Annotated in this window: 25 protein-coding genes and 1 pseudogene; 6 read left to right on the forward strand and 20 right to left on the reverse strand. The window is 69.2% G+C overall.

The genetic code is table 11. The features are described from left to right. The first annotated feature begins 396 nt into the window (after positions 1-396). A complete protein-coding gene (locus HS041_RS27545) occupies positions 397-804 on the forward strand; it encodes a hypothetical protein (protein ID WP_196443754.1) in 408 nt (135 codons plus the stop codon). Between the two features lie 330 nt (positions 805-1,134). Here the strand turns inward: HS041_RS27545 and HS041_RS27550 are convergent, their stop codons facing one another. Both HS041_RS27550 and HS041_RS27555 read right to left on the reverse strand, forming a co-directional pair. Continuing rightward, entirely contained in the window at positions 1,135-1,410 is a 276-nt protein-coding gene (locus tag HS041_RS27550; RefSeq protein WP_196443755.1) for a hypothetical protein, read from the reverse strand. Positions 1,411-1,693: 283 nt separating this feature from the next. Then, positions 1,694-1,930: a hypothetical protein gene (locus tag HS041_RS27555; RefSeq protein ID WP_196443756.1), complete on the reverse strand. Its 237-nt coding sequence runs from the start codon at positions 1,928-1,930 to the stop codon at positions 1,694-1,696. A 36-nt stretch (positions 1,931-1,966) separates the two neighbouring features. On the opposite strand from HS041_RS27555, the gene HS041_RS27560 reads away from it, so the two are divergent. Next, positions 1,967-2,185: a hypothetical protein gene (locus HS041_RS27560; RefSeq protein WP_196443757.1), complete on the forward strand. Its 219-nt coding sequence runs from the start codon at positions 1,967-1,969 to the stop codon at positions 2,183-2,185. A 58-nt stretch (positions 2,186-2,243) separates the two neighbouring features. Here HS041_RS27560 and HS041_RS27565 read toward each other — a convergent pair whose 3' ends face one another. Both HS041_RS27565 and HS041_RS27570 read right to left on the reverse strand, forming a co-directional pair. After that, positions 2,244-2,903: a hypothetical protein gene (locus HS041_RS27565; RefSeq protein WP_196443758.1), complete on the reverse strand. Its 660-nt coding sequence runs from the start codon at positions 2,901-2,903 to the stop codon at positions 2,244-2,246. Positions 2,904-4,047: 1,144 nt separating this feature from the next. Then, complete coding sequence (locus tag HS041_RS27570; protein ID WP_196443759.1) at positions 4,048-4,554, reverse strand: barstar family protein; 507 nt, start codon at positions 4,552-4,554, stop codon at positions 4,048-4,050. Between the two features lie 97 nt (positions 4,555-4,651). Here HS041_RS27570 and HS041_RS27575 point away from each other — a divergent pair. Then, a pseudogene (locus HS041_RS27575) lies at positions 4,652-4,798 on the forward strand (hypothetical protein); the annotation flags it as partial. 110 nt (positions 4,799-4,908) lie between these two features. On the opposite strand, the gene HS041_RS27580 reads toward HS041_RS27575, so the two are convergent. Continuing rightward, positions 4,909-5,151 carry a hypothetical protein gene (locus HS041_RS27580; RefSeq protein WP_307845526.1) on the reverse strand — a complete coding sequence of 81 codons (243 nt, stop codon included), beginning with the start codon at positions 5,149-5,151 and terminating at the stop codon, positions 4,909-4,911. A 599-nt stretch (positions 5,152-5,750) separates the two neighbouring features. Beyond that, entirely contained in the window at positions 5,751-7,337 is a 1,587-nt protein-coding gene (locus HS041_RS27585) for an MFS transporter (protein ID WP_230879820.1), read from the reverse strand. 57 nt (positions 7,338-7,394) lie between these two features. On the opposite strand from HS041_RS27585, the gene HS041_RS27590 reads away from it, so the two are divergent. Then, positions 7,395-7,790, forward strand: a complete 396-nt coding sequence (locus HS041_RS27590; protein WP_196443761.1) for a MerR family transcriptional regulator — start codon at positions 7,395-7,397, stop codon at positions 7,788-7,790. A gap of 192 nt (positions 7,791-7,982) precedes the next feature. Here HS041_RS27590 and HS041_RS27595 read toward each other — a convergent pair whose 3' ends face one another. From HS041_RS27595 to HS041_RS27625, 7 genes are all read right to left on the reverse strand, one after another. Continuing rightward, positions 7,983-9,191: a cytochrome P450 gene (locus tag HS041_RS27595; RefSeq protein ID WP_196443762.1), complete on the reverse strand. Its 1,209-nt coding sequence runs from the start codon at positions 9,189-9,191 to the stop codon at positions 7,983-7,985. Positions 9,192-9,226: 35 nt separating this feature from the next. After that, positions 9,227-9,988, reverse strand: a complete 762-nt coding sequence (locus HS041_RS27600; RefSeq protein ID WP_196443763.1) for an ABC transporter permease — start codon at positions 9,986-9,988, stop codon at positions 9,227-9,229. Positions 9,989-9,997: 9 nt separating this feature from the next. Then, positions 9,998-10,762, reverse strand: a complete 765-nt coding sequence (locus HS041_RS27605; protein ID WP_196443764.1) for an ABC transporter ATP-binding protein — start codon at positions 10,760-10,762, stop codon at positions 9,998-10,000. After that, positions 10,762-11,175, reverse strand: coding sequence for a DUF1048 domain-containing protein (locus HS041_RS27610; RefSeq protein WP_196443765.1), 414 nt, complete (start codon positions 11,173-11,175; stop codon positions 10,762-10,764). The genes HS041_RS27605 and HS041_RS27610 overlap by 1 nt, the downstream gene beginning before the upstream one ends. 2 nt (positions 11,176-11,177) lie before the next feature. Further along, positions 11,178-11,507 carry a PadR family transcriptional regulator gene (locus HS041_RS27615; protein WP_196444346.1) on the reverse strand — a complete coding sequence of 110 codons (330 nt, stop codon included), beginning with the start codon at positions 11,505-11,507 and terminating at the stop codon, positions 11,178-11,180. Positions 11,508-12,066: 559 nt separating this feature from the next. After that, entirely contained in the window at positions 12,067-12,501 is a 435-nt protein-coding gene (locus HS041_RS27620) for a hypothetical protein (RefSeq protein ID WP_196443766.1), read from the reverse strand. A 453-nt stretch (positions 12,502-12,954) separates the two neighbouring features. Then, positions 12,955-13,752, reverse strand: coding sequence for an MBL fold metallo-hydrolase (locus tag HS041_RS27625; protein WP_196443767.1), 798 nt, complete (start codon positions 13,750-13,752; stop codon positions 12,955-12,957). A 17-nt stretch (positions 13,753-13,769) separates the two neighbouring features. On the opposite strand from HS041_RS27625, the gene HS041_RS27630 reads away from it, so the two are divergent. Beyond that, complete coding sequence (locus tag HS041_RS27630) at positions 13,770-14,234, forward strand: MerR family transcriptional regulator (protein WP_230879821.1); 465 nt, start codon at positions 13,770-13,772, stop codon at positions 14,232-14,234. A gap of 349 nt (positions 14,235-14,583) precedes the next feature. On the opposite strand, the gene HS041_RS27635 is transcribed toward HS041_RS27630, so the two are convergent. The 6 genes from HS041_RS27635 to HS041_RS27660 all read right to left on the reverse strand — a co-directional run bounded on the left by HS041_RS27635 (position 14,584) and on the right by HS041_RS27660 (position 21,300). Then, positions 14,584-16,998, reverse strand: a complete 2,415-nt coding sequence (locus HS041_RS27635; RefSeq protein WP_196443768.1) for a WD40 repeat domain-containing serine/threonine protein kinase — start codon at positions 16,996-16,998, stop codon at positions 14,584-14,586. A gap of 537 nt (positions 16,999-17,535) precedes the next feature. Next, a complete protein-coding gene (locus tag HS041_RS27640; protein ID WP_196443769.1) occupies positions 17,536-18,198 on the reverse strand; it encodes a carboxymuconolactone decarboxylase family protein in 663 nt (220 codons plus the stop codon). A 13-nt stretch (positions 18,199-18,211) separates the two neighbouring features. Continuing rightward, positions 18,212-19,030, reverse strand: a complete 819-nt coding sequence (locus HS041_RS27645; RefSeq protein WP_196443770.1) for an SDR family oxidoreductase — start codon at positions 19,028-19,030, stop codon at positions 18,212-18,214. 15 nt (positions 19,031-19,045) lie between these two features. Beyond that, positions 19,046-19,510, reverse strand: a complete 465-nt coding sequence (locus HS041_RS27650) for an SAM-dependent methyltransferase (RefSeq protein WP_196443771.1) — start codon at positions 19,508-19,510, stop codon at positions 19,046-19,048. A gap of 61 nt (positions 19,511-19,571) precedes the next feature. Then, positions 19,572-20,615 carry an alpha/beta fold hydrolase gene (locus HS041_RS27655; protein ID WP_196443772.1) on the reverse strand — a complete coding sequence of 348 codons (1,044 nt, stop codon included), beginning with the start codon at positions 20,613-20,615 and terminating at the stop codon, positions 19,572-19,574. Positions 20,616-20,703: 88 nt separating this feature from the next. Beyond that, positions 20,704-21,300, reverse strand: coding sequence for an HXXEE domain-containing protein (locus HS041_RS27660; protein WP_196443773.1), 597 nt, complete (start codon positions 21,298-21,300; stop codon positions 20,704-20,706). A gap of 120 nt (positions 21,301-21,420) precedes the next feature. Here HS041_RS27660 and HS041_RS27665 point away from each other — a divergent pair, with 120 nt between their 5' ends. Further along, positions 21,421-22,137, forward strand: a complete 717-nt coding sequence (locus tag HS041_RS27665; protein ID WP_196443774.1) for a DUF1330 domain-containing protein — start codon at positions 21,421-21,423, stop codon at positions 22,135-22,137. Position 22,138: 1 nt separating this feature from the next. Here the strand turns inward: HS041_RS27665 and HS041_RS27670 are convergent, their stop codons facing one another. Beyond that, a complete protein-coding gene (locus tag HS041_RS27670; RefSeq protein WP_196443775.1) occupies positions 22,139-24,883 on the reverse strand; it encodes an ATP-binding protein in 2,745 nt (914 codons plus the stop codon). Positions 24,884-24,921 lie beyond the last annotated feature (38 nt).

The following is a 24,921-nucleotide window of genomic DNA, read 5'->3' on the forward strand; positions in this document are numbered from 1 at the left end:
GACACCTCCCGGCCGTGGCGTGCACCCTTTAGTAAGCAAATCCCAAAGAGAACCACACGAAGGAAGGCCACCGCAGCGAAAGCGCGAGTCGCGCAGTCGTCGCAGGCGAGATTGCCTAGGTGTGAAGCAGCGCCCGGGGTGACGACCCGGTTGTGGTGACCCATCCGTCATCGTGCATCGGCGGACTCGGCAACAGGGAACGGAGGAACGGAGGTCAATTCCGCTCGCTCATTTACTTCCCTACCGCGGAGGTGAAGCGAGCTCGACGAAGAGAGATAAAAACATCCATTGCAACCTTGCCTGCACAAACGGCAAGGGGCAGTGCCGCACTGAGGCGGCAGAAGGGAAATGAGAACTAAGATGCGTACCTGGCGGAAACTGTCCACACTCGCGACCGTGGCCACGCTGGCCGGAGGACTCGCGCTCACCGGGACCTCGGCGGCGGTCGCCAAGGAGAATGCGGCTCAGAAGAACGCCCCCGCGACGGCCTACGCCGCAGAAAACAGTGGCTGCAACGGCTGGGCCTGCGTAAAGATCATAGGGAGCGGTGGCCGCGTGGACAAGATCCAGGCCTATACGAACTTTTGGGCGGTGCTTAGCTTCTACGGCCACTTCCGTATCTGGGGTCCCGGATTCGCCTATAACACTCCCGACAAGAGCAACCCTTACTCGCTTATCCACTCCAAGGACATCGGCCGTAACTACGCCAACGGCAGCAAGTTCTGCGTTGAGGCCTATCAGAAGAATTCTGACGGCTCGTACACGCGCAGGGGGCTTCCCTGTGTCTACACCCCGATATCATAGAGGGGCTCAATCCAGGAAGCTCACCTGGGCGGAAGCCACCCCGCCGTGACAGGCGCACATGCAGCAGAAGGTCCCCGCCGGATCATCGACCGGTTGGGGCCTTCTTGCTGTGAGCCGTGCCTGTGGCTCACGGCGGAGGCCAGGCTCTGTACCCACAAGGGTCCCAGACTGGTGGGCTCGCTTATTCAACCCGACGCGGCCGCCCATCCTCAACCTGTCGTTTTCGCATCCCATTGATTACTTATAGTGATCGATGGGGGTGTGGAGTGACCGACGACCTGCGGGGAGCGACAGAGACTGGCCCGCCGGCCCGCGGTACCGCAGGGGAGATCACCGCGCTGCGGTCGGCTGTACCCGCTCGGCAGCCGGGGCAGCGGCCAGGCTCACCGCCCGCAGGGCAGCGGTCTGGTCCGGGTCCGGCGGGCCGAGAACGTCGTGCGGGCCCGCCTGCCGCTCGCCCGCAGGGGCAGGCGCCTGTTTCGTCGGGCACAGGCAGTACCCGCGCTCGACGATCAACCGGCCCCGGATCGGGGTGTAGGCGACCGCATCACCCGCCAGTACCACCCGGGAGCACGAGCGGCACGTCACCGACTCGGGAATCTGCATACCGCCTCCTGCCATCCACGAGAAGTCACCCTCCCGCGGTGCGTTCGTCCCCGGGTAAAACCTCCCGGCCTGATGAGTGTGACGGATCCCCAGCAAGAACACCTACCCCTCACAGCAGCCGGTTCCCCACAGTTGCCGGGTACGGTCCCGGACACGAGCGCGGCCACGCACCATGGCAGGCACCCAGCGGCCAGAGCAGAGATGGTGCGCGCCCGGTTGATGTCAATGAGGCCGTTCCGAGGAGGGCGATGGATGGCTCACCGGGCATCCGACGGGTCCGTACTCAGACGCCTGGAGGAGCATGGCGGGCCAGCTTGACCGCGGAGATCAGCAGAATGACGGCAAGGAGGGGGATAAGGACCAGGCCGGGGATGAGGCCGAGCAGCAAGCCGCCCAGCAGCATGCCGGTGATCGACCCTGCGGTCATGACCGCGATGAAGCGCAGGTTGGCGCCCAGGACGGCGAAGCTGCCGTCGCGGCTGTAGCGGGCGAAGGCGACCAGCATGGTCGGCAGGGACACCAGCAGCGACAGGCCGGATGGAGCGAGAAGATCGCCGTGCGCATCCCGGTGGAGCTGGCGACGCGGGTGCAGGCGGCGTGCTGGCACACCTCAGCCGAACCGATCGCCGCGCTGCGCGCCTGGCGGGCCGCACATCCCGGGCCGCTGATCGATCCGGAGCTGCCGGCCCACTACGAGCGCCTGGCCGCACCGATCACCCCGCCGGGAGTGGTCTGGCGGGCCGGGCTGGACAGAGTCCTGCCCCCGGAGTCGTGACGGTTCTCCCAGGTCCGGCCTGACAGCCGGATACGCCCCTTACTGCTAGCTAGCTGGCTTAAAGCATGCAGGTCACAGCGTTGCCAGTAGACAGGTCGGGATCCCCTTTCGGCGTCCTGGCCCTCGTTCCCGGTGGACCGGCGCCGACGCAGGAGGCGACCGGTCCGGCGATCGCCCCCGGCCCCGGTCCGACTTGGGCGGGTTGCGGCGCGGGCTGCGGACGGATGCGGGGGAGCCGACCGCAGGCGGCGGCTGGGCGGCGCGCTGAGCCTTCTCCGCTTTGGCCTCGGTGCCCGGCGGCGCCTGGCGCAGGGCGAGTTCGGCGCGCACAGCCTGCAGCTGGCGGCGAGCCTCGGTCAGGATGGCCGCGGACCTCGGCCTCCCAGTCGGCGACGTACTCATCGGCCTGCCGGGCGGTCCGCCGGGCGGCGGGCAGGGCCTGCTCGGCGGCTGCGGCCTTCTCCAGGTCGGTACGTTGGGCCTGCAGGGCGGTGGCCATCGGGCCGCGCCCGGTACGGGCGGCCTCGGTCAGTTCCTCGTTGCGGAGTTCGGTGCGCACCAGCCCGTCGAGGTCGGCCTCGACGCGCGTGGCCAGGGCCCGCAGACGGGCGGTGGGCACCTGGCCGTGCGGGCGCTTGGTCCACGGGACCAGCCCGGCCACCTGGCCGGCGAAGGCCTCGCCGCGATCGGCCAGGTGGCCCGACGGCGCTCCCCGCACCCTGGCTGAGGTGGAAGGCCGTCCACATCAACACGAGTACGGCCGAGCACAGGACCGCCCACCATGCCCACTGGTCCGAGGGAATCCCCTGCTCCCAGTCCGGGTGGATCCAGGACGGAACGATGAGCCAGAAAGACAGGAACGACAACGGGACCAGAGCCCGAACAGGCGCACCCACAGTCGGATGCGCCACTCCCGCACGCCCCCGCCCGTCTCCGCCGTCGCGTCATGACCGTGCACCTCCGCCTCCGTTCACACGGACGCCGGGATCTGCCGAACCGGCCGGTCTTACCAGGTCCGCCACCTCCCGGTGCCTGCGGTGGAAGGTTAACCGGTAGCGTCTGTCATCGGGGGTGACCACTAGGACGTCCACCGGCGAATCCTCGTTCCCGCGTCCGGGGAGCGTGACCTCCGCTCCTGTCAGCGGCACCGTACGACGGTTCGTCCCGCACTCCCTGTCGATTGAGAATACGACCTGCTCCTCCGACACGGTCAGGAATCCCCGGTGTGACACTCCGGCGTCGGGGGGAGCGGGGCTGGAGGGGGACGGAAGCTGCTCGAACCATCCCTCGGCCATCACTGATCCGTCCGACCGGCGGATCGGCGGGCCGAAACAGGTCTCGGCCAGCCACCGCATCCCAAGCCGGATCCAGGACAGGATCGGAGATAGGAGCCGGGACAGGACGCGGGACACGATCCATTGCCAGAGCCCTTCGAACAGGAAGAGGACGAGAACGACCCCACTGCCGAGCAGAGCGATTGCGGAGAGCCAGCCAAATCTCCGGGTCCCCTCGGTGACTGGTCGAGTGACAGGCACGATGATCACCTCCTGCCCGCTCAACGCGTTCGCCCCCATGCCGGTTCCTCACGCCGGATCTTCCATTCCGTGCGGTCCCGCCCGCCGTGATCCGGTAGGACCACGCCATCGGCGTCAAGGTCTCCGTCGGCGTCGTCCACAAGACCCTCGCAGCCGCCAAAAGACTCATAAGCCGATCCGACGACCACCCGGATCCGAACGGCCAGTGACGCTAAGCCGGGCCCGCCGGACTCCTTATCGTCACTGGCCGTTCGGTTGCTGCTCAAACCCCGACACCCCCAGATGTGTGCCCGATATGCCGGGTTTCTGGGGTGCGTTAAGCGGGCATTACCGCAGGTCGATGTCGATGCTGCTCTCGGTGAAGACGGCGAGCAGATATTGCAGGTCGATCGCCGGGCCCCAGGTCCGCGGGGTGTAGGCGGGGCGGTCATAGCCCGGCACGAGGTGGCGGCGGGCCCCCTCGGCGTGGCGCCGGATGAGCCGGAACGGCGGCCGGGCGCCCCACCGGCCGCGCAGGCAGTCATCGAGCGCGGCGAGGTTCCAGCCGAAGTAGCCGCCGGGACCGTTGATCGCCTCGCCCAGGGCGCAGTAGAAGCCCTCGATTGCACCGGTGGGCGCGGGCGTTCCCGGAAGACCGAGGGTGCGTCGACAGGTACCCAGGGCTTGGCCGTCACGGTCGGTCAGCGTGAAGGCTTGGGCGGCCGGTGGCTGCGCCGGGGGCCAGCCGTCTTCCGGCAGGATGCGCAGATGCCCGCGTAGCTCGAGGTCGATGAGTCCCGGCCCCGCCGCCGAGGGGCGCTGGCCGAGCACCGTGACATCCAGCAGCTCTTCCATGCACGAGCAGCCGGGATCGTACGGCTGACAGTCAGCTGGCGGCCGCTGCGGGTCGTGGATCGGATCCAGCACGATGTCGCCCAGCCAGGCCCGGTCGGAGGCCGAGCGGGCGGTGTTCGCCTACATCGAGGGGTTCTACAACCCTCGGCGCCGTCATTCGGCCAACGGTCAGCTCAGCCCGGCCGAGTACAAGCGCCGACAGGCACTCAAGAACGTCCACCAAGACGGTTATGCTGCCGCGTAGCCGCAAGCCCTGATGTGTCTACCGAACCGGGGCAACTTCATGCCTACCTGCCCGCGACGAGTGTCCCTCGTCTGGCCGGGCAGCTCGACTACACACTCACTGAGGTGATTTCAGCGAATGGCCGGTAGATGGTTGTGCTCAAAATGAGTGAGGTCAAGCGCGGCGCGGGCGATGTCGCCGATTCCGCCAGGGCTGGGAGTGACGCGCTGGAGAGTTCGCCAGAGGTCTTTGAGCAGGGGAAATCCGCGTTCGCCGAGACAGCGCAGGGCCCGTAGAAGCCGGTTGTAGGTGCGGTTGTCCGGGCTGAGGATCTGATGGTCGGAGAGTTGTTTGATCGGCGTGTGGATGCCGATGCCAGCGCCGTCGTAGCCGCTGTCGGCGAGGGGGGCAAGCCGCGGGCGGCAGCGGCGTACAGCGCGCCCAGGACGTTCGCACGGGCAGCCGTCAGATCATGGCCAGAACCGGGTTCGACCTCGGCGATCCACAAGGGCAGCCCATCCGGTGTCGACAGCGCTTGCAGGTTGCCGGCGTGCTGGTGAGCCTTGCCCGCGTACCAGACGTCGATGGGCTCGCCCTTTGGTGAGAGCTCTTCTACCGGGGCTCCACCTCTGTTTGAGGCCTTCGACGACTCCTCCCGAAAGGCCCGGAACGCCACCATGGGCGTCCAAGAAATCCACATTCACTCAGTCGCTGGTCCACGGCGTCCACCGACTCCCCAGGCGGCGGCCGCGGGCCAGGGCGCGGTTCTGGCCCATATGTCGAAATGGGGGCCAGAACCTAGGTCGCCGGTGTGGACCTACCGGGGTTCGGCCACCCAGATGGGGCCATGGGCCAAGGGCCAGTAGGTGGAGCTGGAGGAGGGCCGGGTCAGCGAGGGTGGAGATGATGCCGGCGATGCCGCAGACTCAGTTGGGGAGGTGGGCAGGGTCCGCCTCCCCAACCGCGGCCGGTCTCAGGCCTGGCCGAGAACCTCCGCCGTCTCGGCGGGTGCGGGTTCGGCGACCGGTGGCTGTCTGCGGAGGGCCGCCAAGGCGAGTACGGCCAGGGCCAGGGCGGCGACCGCGCCGATCCCGGCGACGAGGTTGAGGCCTGCAGTGAACGCCTCCCGGGCGGAGGCGAGTACGGTTTCCGCCTGGGCGGGCGGAAGATGTGCGACGGCGGTGACCGCGGCCTCGATCGAGTCGCGGGCGGCGGAGGCCGCCTCCGACGGGAGGCCGGCGGGAAGCGCGGCAGGCACGGCCTGACGGTAGACGGCGGCTCCGACGCTGCCCAGGACGGCCACGCCCAGGGCCAGGCCGAGTTCGGTGCTCGTTTCGGACATGGCCGCAGCGGATCCGGCCTTCTCGGGCGGGGCGGAGCCGACAACGAGGTCGGTGCCCAGCGCCATGACCGGGCCCTGGCCGACGTAGACGACGACGATGCCGGCGATCAGGAGGGGGAGCCCGGCTGCCTGGTCGAGCAGGGCCAGAAGGAGGAAGCCGGCCGCCGATACCGCCAGAGACCAGGCGACCACGACCCGCTCACGCAGCCGCCGTACCAGGATGGGGGCGGCCAGGGAGGTGAGGATCATGGCGACCGACGAGGGCACCAGCCACAGGCCCGCCGTAAGGGGGGACAGGCCCTCGACTCCCTGGAGGAACCGCGTGACGAACAGGTAGGTTCCGGCGGTGGCGGCCAGGCCCAGAAGCAGGACGAGCAGGGCGCCGGTGAGAGCGCGATTCCGGAAGAGCGTCACGTCAAGCACCGGGTCGGCGAGCCCGCGCTGCCGCCGCCAGAACACCACTCCGGCGGCCAGACCGGCCAGAACGATCCCGCCGCTCAGGACCGGGTCGCCCCCGTGGGACAGCAGCTTGACGCCGTACACGATCGTCAGCATGGCGACCAGGGAAAGCACGACGCTGACCAGGTCGGGCCGACCTGCGGTGGTGTCGCGGAACTCCGGGAGCAGCAGCGGCCCGCCCACCAGCAGCAGCGCCATCACCGGCACGGCGATCAGGAACGCCGCCCCCCACCCGAACGATTCCAGCAACGCCCCGCCGACCACCGGCCCCAGGGCGACTCCGCCGGACATGCTCGCCGCCCAGATGCCGATGGCGGTCCCCCGCTGGCGTGCGTCCCGGAACATGTTGCTGATCAGCGCCAACGTGGAGGGCATCAGCGTCGCCCCCGCAATCCCGAGCAGCGCCCGGGCGGCGATCAGCGCCTCCGCGCTGGGAGCGTGCGCAGCGGCCACCGATGCCATGCCGAACGCCCCCGCTCCCCACATCAGCAGCCTGCGTCGCCCGATCCGATCGCCCAGCGTCCCCATCGTCACGAGGAATCCGGCGATCATGAACCCGTAGACGTCGGTGATCCACAACATCTGCTCGCCGCTGGGTCGTAGATCGGCCGCCAAACGCGGCACTGCGAGATAAAGCACTGTGACGTCCATGGCCAACAGCAATGTGGGCAGGGCCAGCATCGCGAGCCCGGCCCACTGTCGCACCCCAGCGACATCCGGTCGCCGACCTGCGACTTCTCGTTTAGATGGCGATGTCATGCGGCCAAGCTAAACTGTCACATTGATGTGATAGTCAAGCCGCACGCCGGAGGAAACATGCGCATCGGGGAACTTGAGCGCCGCACTGGGGTCAACCGGCGCCTCCTGCGTTACTACGAGGAGCAGGGCCTCCTCCACCCCGAGCGCGAACCCAGCGGCTACCGCGAGTACGCCGAATCGGACGTCGCAACCGTCCGCCACATCCGCAACCTGCTCGCCGCCGGACTGTCCACGACCACCATCGCTGACCTGCTGCCCTGCATGGGCAAGGACGGCGATGCTCTCATCGCCGACTGCCCCGAACTCCTGCTCGACCTCCACCGCGAACGCGCCCGCATCGAGGCCGCCATCCACGAACTGGAGAGCGCCCGCACCACCCTGGACGCGGTCATCGCCACCGCACCCCCCGAGGCCGAGCGGGCCGCCCGCGCCATGCTCGCCCCGGCGACCTGACGGATCTGGTACGGCAGGCGCACGGGCTGCTGGTGCTGGCCATCACCCACCGCAAGGGCGGCCTGTCACGGGTTTCCGCCGCCAAGCCCGGCCGCTCCAGCGAGATCACCGCCGCCCGCCACAACTATCGGCGAAAACGATCCTTCTAGGGGTGTCGACTCGCGGAACGGAGTGCCCGTCACCGGCTCGTGGTCACATGTCCCAGGTGACCGGGAGGCTCTTGACCCCGTAGATGTCGGCGATCTCCGGGCGCAGGGCAACCTCTTCGGCCGGTACGGCCAGGCGCAGCGCGGGGAAGCGGTTGAGGAGCGCGGGGAGCGCGACCCGCAGTTCGACGCGGGCGAGCTGCTGGCCCAGGCACTGGTGGATACCGTGGCCGAAGGCCAGGTGGCCGCCGTCCCGCCTGCGCAGGTCGAGCACGTGGGGGTCGGGGAAGCGCTCGGGGTCGCGGTTGGCGGTGTTGTACGACAGGATGACCGTCATACCGGCCGTGATGGTGTGGCCGCCCAGTTCGACGTCCTCCAGCGCGACCCTATGGAACTGCTTGGCGACGCTCAGATACCGCAGCAGCTCTTCGACGGCCTGGTCGGCGAGCGCAGGTTCGGCGCGCAGTGCGGCCAGTTGGTCCGGGTTGCGCAGCAGCGCGAAGGTGCCGAGCGCCAGCATGTTCGCGGTGGTGTCGAACCCGGCCGCCAGCAGGATCAGGGCCATCCCCTGCAGTTCCTCGTCGGTCAGGTCGCTGTCGAGTAGGTCGCTGAGCACGTCGTCGGTGGGATCGGCGCGCTTGGCGGCCACCAGCTCGGCGAGGTAGCGCTGGGTCGCGGCGTAGGCCGCGATCAGCTCCTCGTCGCTGACCTCTCCGCCGAGGAACTTGTCGATGTTCTCCTGGAAGAAGCCCCGGTCCGCATACGGCACGCCCAGCAGCTCGCAGATCACGAGAGTGGGGATGGGCTTGGCGAATGCGGTCACCAGGTCCACCGGCGGTCCGGCCTTCTCCATGGCGTCCAGGTGGTCGGCGGTGATCTGCTCGATGCGTTCGGTGAGCAGTCGCATCCGCCGTGCGGTGAACTTGCCGACCAGCGGTTTGCGGTAGCGGCTGTGCTGCGGCTCGTCCATGAGAAGGAACTCGCCGGGCGACGCCGGGGGGACCTCGATCTCACCGTAGTCGATCAGCGGGTGGTGGCGCATGAGTTCCTTGCGCGAGCTGAATCGCGGGTCGGCCAGGACCGAGCGGACCAGGTCGTAGCCGGTGACCAGCCAGCCCTGGTGACCGCTGGGGAAGGGGAAGCGACTGATCGGGCCGTGCTCACGGGCCTCGATCAACTCTGCTGGCGGGTCGAAGGGACAGCCGGGCTGACGCGCCGTCGGCATCGCTGTGAGGGTGTGGACAGAATCGTTCATGACCGTTCCTTTCGATGTGCAGGCACGCGGCCGATCTAGGAGATCTTGCGGCGGTAGGTCCTCATGGCGAAGGCGTAGGCGACGACGAGGATGCCGACACACCAGGCCAGGGCGATCCAGATGTCGGTGCCGACCGGCTGCTGGGTGAACAGGGCGCGGATGGCGTTGACGATGGAGGTCACCGGCTGGTGTTCGGCGAAGGCGCGCACCGGGCCGGGCATGGTGGCGGTGGGCACGAAGGCCGAGCTGAGGAAGGGCAGGAAGATGAGCGGGTAGGAGAACGCGCTCGCGCCTTCCACGGTCGTGGCCGACAGGCCGGGGATGACGGCGATCCAGGTCAGTGCCAGGGTGAACAGGATCAGGATGCCCGCCACCGACAGCCACGCCAGCACTCCCGCCGCTGAGCGGAAGCCCATCAGCAGGGCCACGCCCATCACGACCCCGAGCGAGATCACATTGGCGACCAGTGAGGTCAGCACGTGCGCCCACAGCACCGACGACCGCGCGGTCGGCATCGACTGGAAGCGCTCGAAGATGCCGCCCTTCATGTCCATGAACAGCCGGTAGGCGGTGTAGGCGATGCCAGAGGCGACCGTGATGAGCAGGATGCCGGGCAGCATGTAGTCCACATACGAGTCCGCTCCTGTGTTGATCGCGCCGCCGAACACGTAGACGAACATCAGCATCATGGCGATCGGCATGATCGCGGTCGTGATGATGGTGTCCGGGCTGCGGGTGATGTGGCGCAGGGATCGTCCCAGCAGGACGGTGGTGTCGCCGAAGAAATGCTTGCTCATCGTTGTTCCCTATGCCTTCGTGCCGACGAGGGTGAGGAAGACGTCCTCCAGGGTCGGCTGCTTTTCGACGTATTCGATCTTGGCGGGCGGCAGCAGCTGTTTGAGCTCTGCCAGGGTGCCGTTGACGATGATCCGGCCCTCGTGCAGGATCGCGATCCGGTCGGCGAGGTGTTCGGCCTCGTCCAGGTACTGCGTGGTGAGCAGCACCGTCGTGCCCCGGTCGGCGAGTTCCCTGACGGCCTGCCAGACCTCGATGCGCGCCTGGGGGTCGAGCCCGGTCGTCGGCTCGTCGAGGAAGATGACCGGCGGATCGCCGATCAGGCTCATCGCGATGTCGAGGCGGCGGCGCATACCGCCCGAATACGTCGCCACCTTCCGCGCGCCCGCCTCCGTCAGCGAGAAACGCTCCAGCAGGTCATCGGCGATCTTGCCTGGATTCCTGAGGTGCCGCAGCCGGGCGACCAGCACCAGGTTCTCCCGTCCGCTGAGGATCTCATCCACCGCGGCGAACTGTCCGGTGAGGCTGATGGACTCGCGCACGTCCGCGGCCTGCGTGGCGACGTCGAAGCCGTTCACGCGGGCGGTGCCCGCGTCGGCCTTGAGCAGCGTGGACAGGATCTTCACGACCGTGGTCTTGCCCGCGCCGTTGGAGCCGAGCAGGGCGAAGATGCTGCCCCGGGCCACGTCGAAGTCCACACCGCGCAGTACGTGCAGTTCCTTGTACGACTTCTCCAGGCCCTGCACCTGGATCGCCGGGGCTTGCTGTGTCGTCATCACTTGGTCCTGTCTTGTGGTGGGGTGTCGTCGCCGGCGGCGCGGGCGACGGCGCTGGTGAAACGGTTGCGTTCACGGGCCCGGTACTGGCCGAGGGGGTAGTTGGCCATGAACGCCTCGACGAACTCGATGGGGTCGTCGCCGAAGAGGTCGCGGATCGGGGTTCCGTCCGCCGCGCTCCGTTCGAGCAGGTCGGCGAGGTCCTCGTACATCGCCATCGCACCCGCGCCGTCCGCCGGCCCGAAGTGCATCAGGTAGCGCTCCAGCGCCTCGGCAGCCGTGCGGTAGTTCTCAGGAAGCTGCTTGACGCGCGCCTTGTACTGCCACCAGCGCTTCTTCTCCTCGAGCGACCCGGTGACCACCTCCAGGTATCGCAGGTAGCGGTTCTTCGGCTCGTTCGATCCTGTGGCCATGGCTATTTACCTCCTTCGCGGAGCTGTTCGAGCCGTTCTGCGAGGAAGCTCCAGGTCCTCCAGAACTCTTCGAGGTACTCCCGGCCCTGAGTGTTGAGGGAGTACACCTTGCGCGGCGGCCCCTTCTCGGACGGAACCTTCTCCACATCGACCAGGCCGCGCTGCTCGACCCGGACCAGCAGCGCGTAGATGGTGCCCTCGGCGATGTCGGAGAAGCCCTGACCCCGCAGCCACGCCGTGATCTCGTAGCCGTACGCGGGCCGGCTGGACAGGATCGCCAGGACGATGCCCTCCAGCGTCCCTTTGAGCATCTCCGTCGCCTGCTTGCCCATGGAAACGCCCTCCTTCATCTACTCAATGCTACTGACTACCAGTACAGAGTAACACTGACTACCGGTACCTAGCAACACCGAATAGTTGAAGCGTGACCCGGGACCGAAAGCGCATGGACGCGGGCGACTTGATCACTGCTCGTGGGCGAGCCCGCCGCCGCCCGCGCAGGGGAGGAGACGAGCTGCGTCAACCCACCGAAGATTTCGACCGCCGGCTTCGCCTCCGCAGCCGCGGCGGGAGTACCGGCGACCACGAGCGCTCCCGCGAATGCCGCAATCGCCGAACACCTCATGGCATCCACCATCACCGACCGCGCTGACACCGGACCGTCGCCGTGCTGACACGGTCGCCGGCGCGACACCGCACATCAGACCCGACCACCGCCGGGACCCCGCCAGCTGGCCGGGCGCGCAACATGAACCCGAACGTCACACCGCCGTAGTCGGCATAATCAGGTTCGTGTTCACGCGCCACCTGCCGTGAGAATCTACGAGCCCGCCGCTTTACGCGGCCGCCGACTTCAACTTCGCGCCCGAGGCCGGGCTGCCGGCGGACGCCTCACGGATGCTTCCGTTCAACGTCGCGTCCTGGTTCGAGGACCCGCTGGCCGATCCGCCCTCCATCCCCAAGACCCGCGTCTCCAAGCGGATGCGGGAGTACCGGTTCGTCGACGCCTTCGCCCGCCTGCACGAGCAGACCGGCGACGAACGCCTTCTCGCGCCGACCGGCCGGACCGACCGCACCAACTGGATCATGCTCTCCGAATCCCTGGCCCCGGGCCTGATTGACGGCGCCCTCCTGGACAGCCCGGCTGGCGCCAGCGACCATCATGGGCAGGCGTGGATCGCGTGTGACCGTCGCGGCCAGCAGCGGGACCGCCGCGGCGAACGCGCCGTCACCGATGGCGTTGATGCCCGTCGCCCACCACCGCCGCCCGTAGGCCACCGGCAGGCGCGATCCGGCGGCCGGTGGCGCATCCGGAACCCGCTCCACCTGCGGTGGCTGCGGTGGGCGTCCGACGAGCTCGCCACGCGCCCCTCGAGTCGTACCCGGCCCGCCCCACGTGGTGACCAAGAAGAGCACGTCCACCCAGACCACGGCGCGTTACCCCGCGCGGGGCGTCGGCGCGTTGTGGACCGCAGGAACCCAGCCGCCCGCGGACAGGGCGGTCCGGCTGCTCGGCCGGGCGCGCGCCGAACTGCTGGAATCCGGGCGCACCGTCGTGTACATGACGACCGCGCTCGGAGCGGGTGCGCGCCAGGCACTCCAGGGCGAGCCTGCCGCCTGCCGGGGCCGGCCGCTGGTTGGTCGCGGCGGCGGCCGTCCGGGAGCCGGCGGATCACCTCGCGGATCACCGATCCGCCTCCGGCGTCCAGGGCGACGGAGGAGACCATCCACCGCTCGGCCCGCGCCGGTAAGGCGCCTGCTGTCGTGCCTACCGAGCTTTCAGCGGTAGCGGGCCAGTTCCCACGGGTCGTGCGCGCAGAACACCTCGACCTCGCCCTGGTGGTCGCGCACCAACTCGCGCAGCCGCGCCTGGGTGCCGAGTCGCAGGTCGCGATGGACCTCCGAGCCGGTCTGGACGAGGTCCATCAACGGGTGCGGCTCCTTCGACGCCTCGATCTCGCGGTGGTAGTAGTAGGCGTCGCCGCAGTGCAGGAGCCACCGGTCGCCGTCGCGCACGGCGACTCCGGTATGGCCGGCGGTGTGCCCGCCGAGCGGGATCAGCTTGATCTCCGGCGGCAGCCCTTTCGGCTGCACCGCGGTGAAGCCGAACCATTCCTCCCCCGGCGCGGCAGGGTAGGTGACCCAGTCGGGGCCGTGAGCCCAGTGGGCGGGCCGGTAGCGGAAGCTGGGTGCCTGGGCCAGTGCCGCCTCGAGTTCGGCGGCCAGCACATGGACCCGTGCGCCGGGGAAGTCGGGAAGGCCGCCGCAGTGGTCCACGTCCAGATGGGTCACGATGATGTGGCGCACCTCGGACGGCGCGTGGCCGAGCCGGGCGATCTGGCGGACGGCCGCCTCCTCCTCATCCAGGGCGGGTTGGGCCATCTCGGCCCAGTCGGCACCGAGCGTGCCGCCCGGGTCACGGATATCGCCGAGGCCGAGTCCGGTCTCGACCAGTACCAGGCCGTCGGCGTCGGTTTCGATGAGCAGGCAGTGGTTCACCGCGGGTGCGGGCTGCGGACCGTCGTAGGTGGCCTCGATCGTCCGGACGGACCCGCAGTTCAGATGATGGATCTTCATGGCGTCTAGACTGCGACTTGAAGCGCGGTTCAAGTCAAGGGGCGTCGATGAACGAAGGCTCGCTGGATATCGCCGAGGTGGCGCGGCGGTCCGGGTTGGCGCCTTCGGCGCTGCGCTTCTACGAGAAGAAAGGACTGATCGTCTCTGCGGGACGCAACGGGCTCCGCCGCACCTATCACCCGGACGTGCTGGAACGCTTGGAACTGATCACGTGCGCGCGGGATGCCGGATTCTCGGTTGCGGAGATCGGCCGGTTCCTGGTGGCCCGATCCGGCGATCCGGACCTGCGTGTCCGCATGGCCGCCAGGGCCTGCGCCCTCGATGAGCAGATCGGCCGGCTCACCCGGCTGCGCGACAGTCTCCGGCACGCCGCCATCTGCGATCATGAGTCGATCGTCGAATGCCCCGACTTCAAACAGGCCATCGGCAACGAGCCCGCCGCCGGGCTCGTCCGCTCCTCCCACCGCGATCGGCTCTGCTGAAGATCTGAACTCCGAACAAGACCTAGATCATCTGGGGCCGGGTCGGGCCGGCGGGAGGTTTGTGGGGCCCGCGAGCACCGTAACGCAGCACAGAGGTGTCTCCGGCGTCGGCGGCCGCCCAGGCCAGGCGTTCGGCCCCATCGCAATCCCCGTGCTGCTCCCGAAGCCACGCAAGATCATGCAGAGCGGAGGCGTCACCTGATTTCGCGGCCGCCTGAGCCAGCTGTTCAGCACCTTCGTGGTCTGCGGCCCGCTCACGCAGCCGCGCCACGTTTTCAAGCCGAGGCCGCGCTGAAGGCTGGCCTTTGTGCGGGCATGTCCATCACCGTGTTCTGAACGCGGTCAGCTGTTACGGGCCGGGCGAAGGGTAGGGCGGGGCCAGGCTCCACACCCGCACCGTGCCGAGGTCGTTGCCGGAGACCGCCACGGGGCGGCCGTCCAACTGCGCCACCGCCACCGCATACACCGCCCCGGCATCCTCATCGTCGATGGTGAAGGGTTTGCCGATCGGCTTTCCGGTGGCCAGGTCCCACACCCGTACCGCACCGTCGTTGTCGCTGTGGCTGTCGTCGTCGCCGCCGGAGACCACCACCGGGCGGCCGCCCAGCTGTGCCGCCGCCACCGCTCTGACCCCCCGCTTGTGGCCGGTGAAGGGTTTGCCGATCGGCTTTCCGGTGGCCAGGTCCCGCACCCCCACCGTAGCGTCGCGTTGGACGTCGGCGTAGTAGTCGTCGCCGCCGGAGATCACCACCGGGCGGCCGTCCAACTGCGCCGCCGCCACCGCCCAGACAGAGTCCTCATGGCCGGCGAAGGGGTCCCTGATCGCCTCTCCGGTGGCGAGGTCCCACACCCGCACCGTGCCGAGGTCGTTGCCGGAGATCGCCACGGGGCGGCCGTCCGACTGCGCCACCGCCACCGCATACACCGCCCCGGCATCTCCATCGTCGATGGCGAGGGGCTTGCCGATCGGCTTTCGGGTGGCCAGGTCCCACACCCGCATCGTACGGTCCTCACTACCGGAGACCACCACCGGACGGCCGTCCAACTGCGTCAGCGCCACGGCCCAGACTGCGTTCTTGTGGCCGGTGAAGGGTTTGCCGACCGGCTTTCGGGTGGCCAGATCCCACACCCGCACCGTGTCATCGCGGCCGCCGGAGATTACCACCGGGCGCCCGTCCAACTGCGCCACCGCCACCGCCCGGACTCCATCGATGTGGCCGGTGAAGGGTTTGCCGACCGGCTTTCCGGTGGCCAGATCCCACACCCACACCGCACCGTCGTCGTTGCGGCTGTCGTCGTCGCCGCCGGAGACCACCACCGGGCGGCCGTCCAACTGCGCCACCGCCACCGCCCTGACCGCGCCCTCGTGGCCGGTGAAGGGTTCCCCGATCGGGGCGCCGAAGGGGCCGACCACCGCGGTGGAAGCCGGTGACGTAGTGGGCGCGGACGATGGGGTGCGGTTCTCTCCGGTGAGCGGATTTCGCAGCCACACAAGGATGGCAATCGCGACGGACACAGCGGCTGCGAGCGCGGCCAGCCTCAGGCGCCGAGTGGTACGGCGGCTTGGGGGATCAGCGGGTGCCGACGGTGGCATCGGAGGGTGATCTGATCTCTCCCGGGCGGGGGTGGTCGTGATGGCGTGAGCGCTGGTGCGAGAGACATCGTGCGGTGACGCGTCCGCCGTCGGCGCCGGATGCTGCCTCGGCGCCCGGCCGGCCTCTCCGGTGCCGGGATCGGCCTCAGGCATGACAGGCCGGGGCATGAACGACAGCACGGCCGGTGGCGCTGGTGGCGCATCGGTTGGGGCCGCTTGGGGGCGCGCCTGCCCCGCAGGGGGATCACCTTTCCCCGCGTGGTCTCTGGGCGAGGCCGCGACCAGGACATCAGGCGATGAGCGGCTTTCGGTCGGCTGCGCCGTATCGGCGGCGGGCCGGTTGCGGCCTCGGCCGGGAAGGGCCCGGTCATGGGTGAAGGCGGCCAGCAGGTCGGGGACGGCAGGTCGTTCGGCGGGGTCTTTGGCCAGGCACGCGGTCAGCAGCGGGTTGTGCCGGTCGGGGACGCCGGACAGGTCCGGCTCGCGGGTCACGATGGCACCGATCACCGCTGCGGTGCTGGGGCCGGGGAAGGCCAGGTGCCCGGTGGCCGCGTACACCATGGCGGCTGCCCAGCTGAACACGTCCGAGGCTGTGCCGGCCGAGTGACCATGGAGTTGTTCGGGTGCCAGATAGGCCGGGGTGCCCACCGGCCCGGATCGGGTGGTGGTCTGCTCCAGCAGGCGGGCGATACCGAAGTCGATGACCACCGGCCCCTCCGGGCCCATGATCACATTGCTGGGCTTGAAGTCGCGGTGCACGATGCCGGCGCGGTGGATCGCCTCCAGTGCGGTCAGCGTGGTGATGGCCAGCCGCTCCAGACCGCCTTCAGCGCGAGGTCCGTCCTCGACGACCAGAGCGTGCAGCGATGGACCGGGGATGTACTCACTGACCAGGTAAGGGCGGTCGTCGTCGGTGATGCCCATGTCCAGGATGCGTGCGGTGCAAAACACCGCCACCTGACGGGCCAGGTCCGCCTCGCGCAGGAATCGTTCCCGGCTTGCGGGGTCGGCCGCCATCCGGGCATGCAGCACCTTGACGGCCACCTTCCGCCCCGCGGGTGCTTGGGCGAGGTAGACCGTGCCTTGACCGCCTTCGCCCAGCACTGCGCTCAGCCGGTAGGGGCCGACCTGCTCGGGGTCGCGTGCGGCCAGGGGGCCAGGGTCGGGCACCGTGCCTTCCTTCCCGCCGCTTGCTCAGCAGGACGGCCCCGTCCGTCGCTGTATCCGGAACATGACGATAAGTGCCCGCCGGTCACAGCGGAAGCCGTATCGAACGATCGCCGTATCCCGTTTCCCAGCACGCCCGGCCCCGACGGGGCCATTCCCGAGCCTCCCGGCGCCCGGAGGGGGAGGTCGCAAACGCAGCATAGGCACGGTTATGCATCAGAAGCAGAGAACTGCCGCGGGGGAGGGAGCGGCAGCCGCTGATCCGTCCAAGCGGGCAGGAAAGATCGGGCGGGCTGGCCGCCGTCCCGCAGCCGGTTCGGGCCGCTCTGACTGTTGCCCGCGGGTCGGCCTCGCGGGACGGCTCTGTGGTTGAACGGACGAACGTCTCCGCCGCTCTTTTCGTGACCGGCTCCGCAGCGGTGACGCCGACGATCCCTGACGTGCCAGCTCAACGCCTGTCGGCCCGCTGGGAGACGCACGTACCTCAGACGGAGACCGTTTGCACGACATCGGCCCCGCCGCGCCCGGTGGCCCAGCCCTTCAGCCCGAGCACTGCTGAGGGAGCAGGGCATCCGCGGCGGCCCAGGCGCGGCAGAGCCCGAATTCGGCCAAGCCGCGGATCAAGTCGCGGAACGTCTCGTCGGTGGCACCGGCTGACCGGGCCAGCTCCGCATGCAGCCGCAGCGATGGGCCCAGCGTCTGGTAGATGACGTCCACGGTCAGGCAGGCGATCGCCCGCTCGCGGATGCTGAGATGCGGGCGGGCCCACCGCTGGGCCAGTTGGTCCTCGGTGAAGGCGGCGAGTCCGGGGTCCACTTCCTCCAGGTCATGGACGGCACGGATCAGGGGCCCGGCCAGCGGCACCGGCTTGATCGGGTCGGTGTCCTGGGCGGCGGGCAGGCCGAGTTCGGTCAGCCGCTGGAAGGCGGTGACGAGGATGGGGTAGCCGACGTAGGGGGCCAAGTGACGGTAGAGCTCCCTGATCGATTCAGCGTCCACGCCGTTGCCGAGGGCCATCTGCACGTGCATGGCCAGGGGCACGTCCAGGTGCGGGTGGCACAGGTCGGCGGTCAGGCAGATGAAAGCCTTCTCACGCATGGTCAGGTGGGTCAGGCCCCACAGATTGTGGCCCGCGCCGACGGCGAGCTGGGCGAAGACGGGGTCGAGGGCGGTGAGGGCATCGGCTCCGGCGAGCTGGGTCATCGCGGGGCTCCGTTCAGGACAGGCCGAGCGCACGCAGGCGCAGGCGGTCGAGGGTGTATTGGGGGACGATGCGGCCGAGAGTGCTCATCAGCCGCGACTTCTTGCCGACCGGGTAGCGCGAGCGGGGCTTGCGCGCGGTCAGGGCGTGCAGGACGGCGCGTGCGACCACATCGGGGCTGGAGCCGGAGCGTTCCTCCCTGAGCCCGCTGGTGACCATGGTCTTGTACGCGGTGCCGTACAGGCGGCGGCCTTCGGGGCCGAGGGAGGCCAGGCGGGGTTCGACCTCGTCTTCGAGCTTGTCGACGGCGTCGGTGTGGATGGAGCCGGGTTCGATGAGGACGGCCGCCACGCCGTACGGCATGAGCTCCATGCGCAGGGCGTCGTTGAGGGAGCGGATGGCGTGCTTGGAGGAGCAGAGCGGGCCGCCGAAGGGAAGCGTGATCCAGCTGCCCACCGAGCCGACGGTGACGACGCGCCCGCGCGAGGCGCGCAGCTTCGGCAGCATGGCCTGGGTGACGGCCACCTGGCCGAAGACGTTGACCTCGTACTGCCGGCGCAGCGCGTCGAGGGGGACGAACTCCAGGGGGCCGGTGACGCCGATCCCGGCGTTGTTGACCAGGGCATCCAGCCGGCCCAGACGCTCGGCGGCTTCGGCGATCTGGCTCGGATCCGTGACATCCAGCTTGATCGGGGTGACGGTCGGGCCGAGCGCGTCGCCGTCGGCATCCTTGCGGACGCCGGCGTGGACGGTGAAGCCCTCGCGGGCGAGCAGCAGCGCTGTGGCGCGGCCGATTCCGGTTGAGGCGCCGGTGACGAGCACTGTCTTCGACATGAGGGTTCCTCCAGGTCAGTAGTAAGAGCGCATGAGCTCGGTCGCCCACTCCGGTTGCACCGTCTCGCCCTGCGGTCCGAACTCGGCCATGTAGGGCTTGACGTCCAGGACGGGACTGCTGTCGATGGCGTCGAGGCCGCGGACGTGGATGTCCAGACCGTCGACGGCGAGCAGCCGGCAGCGGGAGACGCCCAGCAGGTTCGGGCGGTTCCTGCCTCGCTGGGCGAAGATGCCGACCTTGGGCCAGTCCGGGTTTCCTCGGGGGTGGCGGGCGGAGGTGTTGATCGAGGCGGGCTCAACAAGGTGGAACTGGAAGACCACCTCCAGGTGCGAGAAGGCGTCCAGACCGGCGAGGGATTCCGGCCCGAAACGGGTTCCGTCGAGGCGGATCACCGCCTGTTCGGCGCTCCAGTCGTCGTCGAGCGCCTCGACGCGCCCGCCGGCGACTGTCCCGACAGGTTCCAATGCGATGGTCTGCATGGCGTTCCTCTCATGATCGGACTGCTGATCGCGACCGTACGGGCCGGTGATTCCGGCCGAATCAGTCATGGCTGCTGAAGTCGTGCGGGGCCCCCGCCGGCTGGTTAGGTAGGGGCTGAGCACCGAAGAAAGCCTGAAGGTGGCGGTTGACCGGGTCCGGGCAGTCCAGTTGGGGAGCGTGGCCACAGCCGTCGAGGATCACGAGCTGCTCGTTCGGGAGCAGCTCGGCGAAACGGTGGGCGCGCTCGACGGGCTGGATGGTGTCCTGCTTGCCCCACAACACCAGGGTCGGGGTCTTCGTGGCAGGAAGGGCGGACTCGGTCTGCGCCCAGTCCAGGCGGCGTTCGAGCAGGTACGTGGCTCGGATGTTGTCATGGAAGGTCATCGGCGCCCACCACTCGTCGAGCAGTCGCTCGGTGACGCGGCCCTTGTTGACCATCATGCCCTCAGCCAGGCTGCGGACGGTGGACTTGCCGGTGGACAGCTTGACGGCCAGCTCGCCGACGACGGGAATCTTCAGGGACTCCCACATGAGGGTGCCCGGCAGGTCCAGTCCGGTGGCGTCGAGCAAGGCGAGCTTGGTGACGCGATCGGGGTGGCGCTGGGCGAAGGCCAGGGCCCAGCCGCCACTCCAGGAGTTGCCCGCCAGAGCGGCTTGCCGTATTCCGAGGCTGTCCATGAACGCGCTGACGGCAGTGACCATGGCATCGAGGTCGAAGGCGAAGCCGGATTCGTTGAGTTGTGTGTAGCCCTGGCCGGGAAGGTCGACTACGTAGACAGTGTGGTCGCGGGCAAGCACGTCGAGCTGGTCCTTCCAGCCGATGACGGAGGTGCCGCCGGGAGAGAGCAGGATCACGGGCGTGCCGGATCCGGCCTGGACGTAGTGGAAGCGGGCGATCGGGGTGTCGGTGTAGCGGGAGCCGACCTGGGCCAAGTACGGCGAGCGGAAGGCGCGGCCGTCTTCGGCGGGCTGCCAGCCGTAAGCGCCGAACAGCATCACGGCCACCAGCAGCGCCATCGCTGCCGCGACCCAGCGGGGCCAGCGCCGCTTGCGCACCGGTCGGGCGACGGTGGTCTGAGGAGTGTTGTCGGTAAGGGGAACCATGGTGATCCTTCGGCCTGGTCGGAGAAGCGTTCATGCGTCTAGACGGGCGGGCGCCGGACACCGTGACGGCCAAGGCGAGTGATCTGGCTCACACGGCGACTGGGAAGCGCTCCGCCTCCTCAGCCTTGAGAAGGCGGTTCTCCTTGATGAGGAAGTAGATCAGCAACCCGCTCATGACGAAGTGGCCGCCGGCGGTGTACAACCCGGGGAAGTAGCCGCCCTTGATGATCGGGAAGACGAAATGGGCGATCCCGTTGAGCAGCCCCGCGCCCAGGGCGTACCACCACAGGAAGAAGTTGGCCACACGGATGCGGTACAGCGCGCCGGCACCGGCAAAGAAGTAGAGCGCACCGAAACCGAAGACGAATACGAGCAGGAACTCCTTCTCCGGCCAGTCACGCGGTGAATCGAACAGCTCGACGATCTCGTGCGGGAAGCCGCCGGTGTACTCCTCGGCCATGTGGATGAGCTGGAAACCCACCGCGCACAGGTAGACGGCGATCACCTTCCGTGATTTCACCGGGCGGGTGTAGCTGAAGGTCATCCAGCCGCTCCAGCCCAGTACGCTGGCCACCACGAGGACCATGGCTCCCTGGATGGGGAGGGTGAGTAGTGCCCAGGCGCAGAAGGCGACGGCCAGAATCGCCATGACGGCCGCCGAATAGGGCTCAGGTCGTTTGATCATGGCTGAACCCTAGGAAGAGTGCGATAGCGGTCGCCTCTGTCATGTGACTGATGGACGCCCGGGGCACATCAGTCATCTGACGGAGGCGATCCCCCGGCGTCACTGTCTAGCGTCAGCGCCATGAAACTGATCAATGACCACCTGGCCGTCAAGGCCCGCCTGCTGCCCCCGACCGGCGACGGTTTTCTCATGCTGGCCGGCGAGGTCGGCACCTGGCGCGGTTACTTCGCCTCCGCCCCCGTCCGGCTCGCCGCCCACCTCAAGGCCCTGGCGGCCGGCATCGAGGCGCGCGAGACGAACGTGTTCCGCGCCGTCCTGCGCACGCCCGGAGAGGGCGACGAGCTGCTGAACGCCAGGGGCATCCAGCCGGCTCGCTATGACGTCGTCGTGCTGATCCGCACCGCGTCCGTGGAGGACGCTCTGGCGCTGCGCGACAGCCCCGCCTACAAGGAACTCGCCGAGGCGCTGCGCGCGGTCGCCCGCCGTACCCACCAGATCGTCGCAGGCAACGCCGGACGGCTCGGCGACGTCGACCACAGCCAGGACCACTGCTACCTGTTCAACTACTTCTACGCCGACGACCGCGAGACCCTGTTGAAGGTGTGGGAGTACACGGCCGGGTGGTTCCAGGCCAAGACCGCGCTGCCGAACTCGGCGCTGATGCGACCGCTGGAGGGAGAGCCCGCCGACTACGGACTCGTCAACCACGCCAGCTGGCCGAACTGGCGGACGTTCCTGCCTAGTCTGATCTTTCGGCCCACCTTCCGCAGCTTCGTACTGGCCAACTTCAAGGCCAACGGCATCGCCGCGCAGCCGATCATCTATCGCCGGGTCTGACCTACGCCACCCCCAGCCTGGCCAGCTCGGCGCGGGAGGAGACGCCCAGCTTGGGGAAGGCCTTGTACAGGTGTGAGGCGACGGTGCGCGGGCTGAGGAACAGCTGGGCGCCGATCTCGCGGTTCGACGCTCCGGTGACGGCCAACCGGACGACCTGGAGCTCCTGTGCCGTCAGAGCAGCCAGCGGACCGCCGAAGCGGGTCCGGTCAGGCAGGGAGGCGCCGGTGGCCCGCAACTCGGCCGCCGCCCGGGCGGACCAGGGAGCCGCGTCGAGCCGATCGAAGACCTCGACGGCGGCCTCGAGTTGGGCGCGTGCCTCGACGCGCCGTTGCTGGCGGCGTAGCCACTCCCCGTAGACCAGGCGGGTGCGCGCCTCGTCGAAGGGCTGCCCGCCCTCGGCATGGAGGACGAGCGCCTGCTCGAAGAGTCTCTCGGCCTCGTGCTCAGCGGCCAGCAGCGCCTGAGCCCGATGCAGTACGGCAAGCGGCCTGGCCTGGCCGGTGGCGCGCGCCCACTCGGCATACGGTCGCAGCGCCTCCTTCGCACATCGGGGATTCCCCGCCCGTGTGGCGGCCTCGACGTAGTCGGGCCAGGCGTAGCGCCAGAGAAAGGCATGGCGAGTCGGGCCGACCGCCGCCCGGTCCACCCGCTCGAGCACCGCCTCGTAGCGTCCCGCTCCGAGGTCGAGCATCAGCCGCGCGTATTCCGCCCAGAAGGCTCCCGGCATCCACCTGCGGTGCTCGGCGTCGCGGATCGCCTGCTCCGCCATCTCGCCGCACTCCTCCTGTGCACCGGCGACCGCCGACAGCCAGGCGTGCAAGCCCGCCAGATAGCTGCTCCACTGCGCCTGGCCCACGTCGGCGGCCAGGGCCAGGCCCGCGGCCACCGTGGCCCGCGCTGACCGATGGCGGCCGCTGACGAGCTGGGCGATGGTGAGGGCGGTCATGGCCTGGGGCATGCGTCCCAGCCGTCCCTCAGCGCGGCAGTCCTCCACGAGCATGGCCGCGCCGTCCAGCATGCCGTCGTGATCGGCGCGGACGACGTCCTGGTAGGCCAGGACGAAACGCACCTCGAACGGCACGCGTTCGGCCCGGTCCGGCGGCTGGTAGGTGAGCGTGGTCGCTGTGTCGCCTTCGAGGAGCAGGCGCAGGGTGTGGTTGAGCGTGCGCACCGTGGCGGCCAGCCCGTCGCCGTCCGGGCACAGCTCCTCGGTACGGCGAGCCAGTGCTACCTGATCGGGGTGGGGAGCGCCGGCCCAGGTGTAGAAGCCGGCCAGGCTGAGCAGCGACAACTTGGCGGGCAGATCCGTCACCGCCTCGGCTCCCTGATGCAGCAGGCGCACGCCCTCCAACGGGCGGCCCGCCTCGATCTCCAGCTTCGCCTTCACCTGGGTCAACTCCGCCAGCACCGATCCAGGGAGCGCCGCCTCCTTCGTCATCATGGATCCGGGGAGTGCCGCCTCCTCGAGCAGGTGTGACGCCTTGCTGACCAGCTCACGCGCCCGCTCCCACAGGCCCGCCTCGGCTGCGGCCCCGGCGGCGACTGTCCACCGTTGTACGGCCGCGACGGGATCGGCTGACAGCTCGGCCGCCCGCGCGTAGGCCGCCGACACCGCCGTCTGTCCTCCGCGCTGCCGGGCGCGCAGGGCCAGGCACTCCATCATCCGGGCCACCTCCTCGTCGGGCTGCAGAGTGACGGCGGCCAGGTGCCAGGCCCGCCGATCGCCGTCGACAGCTTCGGCCAGGGCCCGGTGCGCCGCCATCCTGGCGCCGATGTCGCACGACAGCAGCACGGCTGTACGCACGAGCGGGTGGCGGAAGACGACACCCTCCGAACCCACCCTGGCCAGGCCCGTCCGCTCGACCTCCGCGAAGTCGGTCAGCGAGGCGCCGAGCAGGCCGATCGCCCGTGCGAACACATCCAGCTCGGCCCGGTCGTCGAGAGCGGCCACCAGCAGGCAGGAGCGAGTGGCGCGGGGCATCGCTGCGATCCGGTCCCGAAAGCCGCACAGCACCCGATCAGTCACCGGCTGCGCCGTACCGAGGGAGAACGACAGCGGGACGAGCGCGCCCCTGCGCTGCTCGGCGGTGAGCATCCGGGCCAGCTCGACCAGGGCAAGGGGATTGCCCCGGGCCTCGGCGACAAGCTGCTCCCGGACGGCCGGCGGCAGATCCGCCGCCTGCTCGGCGAGCAGGCGGTGGGCGGTCCCGGCGTCGAGTTCGCCCAGCCACAGCTCGGGCAGTCCCCTCGAAGGGAAGAGCCCATCGCCCTCCCTCGCGGCGAACAGCGTGGCGACGGGCTCGCCATGCAGGCGGCGGGCGGCGAACAGCAGCGCGTCGGCCGACTCGCCGTCCAGCCACTGGGCGTCATCGACCAGGCAGACCAGCGGGCCCGCCGCCGACAGCTCCACGAGCAGGCTGAGCGTCGCCAGGCCGACGAGGAAACGGTCGCCCCGGGCCGGGCCGCCAAGGCCGAGCGCACTGCGTAACGCCTCTGCCTGCTGCGGCGGCAGCGCTCTCACGTGGTCGAGGACCGGGCGGAGCAGCAGGTGCAACGCGGCGAACGGCAGGTCGGTCTCGGACTCGACGCCGTTGACTCGCAACACGCGTGCCTGTGCTGTCGCGGCGGTGTAGTCCAGAAGGGCCGACTTGCCGATGCCCGCCTCGCCACGCACGATCAGAGCGCCGGAGCGCGCCTGGAGCAGCTCGTCGATCGCGGCCTGTTCCGCCTGGCGCCCGTACAACATCAGGTCACCTCCATGGTCGGTGATGTGCGGTCCCGAGC

Origin of the sequence: Planomonospora sp. ID67723 (assembly GCF_015711605.1) — a bacterium.
In the GTDB taxonomy this organism is placed as follows: domain Bacteria; phylum Actinomycetota; class Actinomycetes; order Streptosporangiales; family Streptosporangiaceae; genus Planomonospora_A.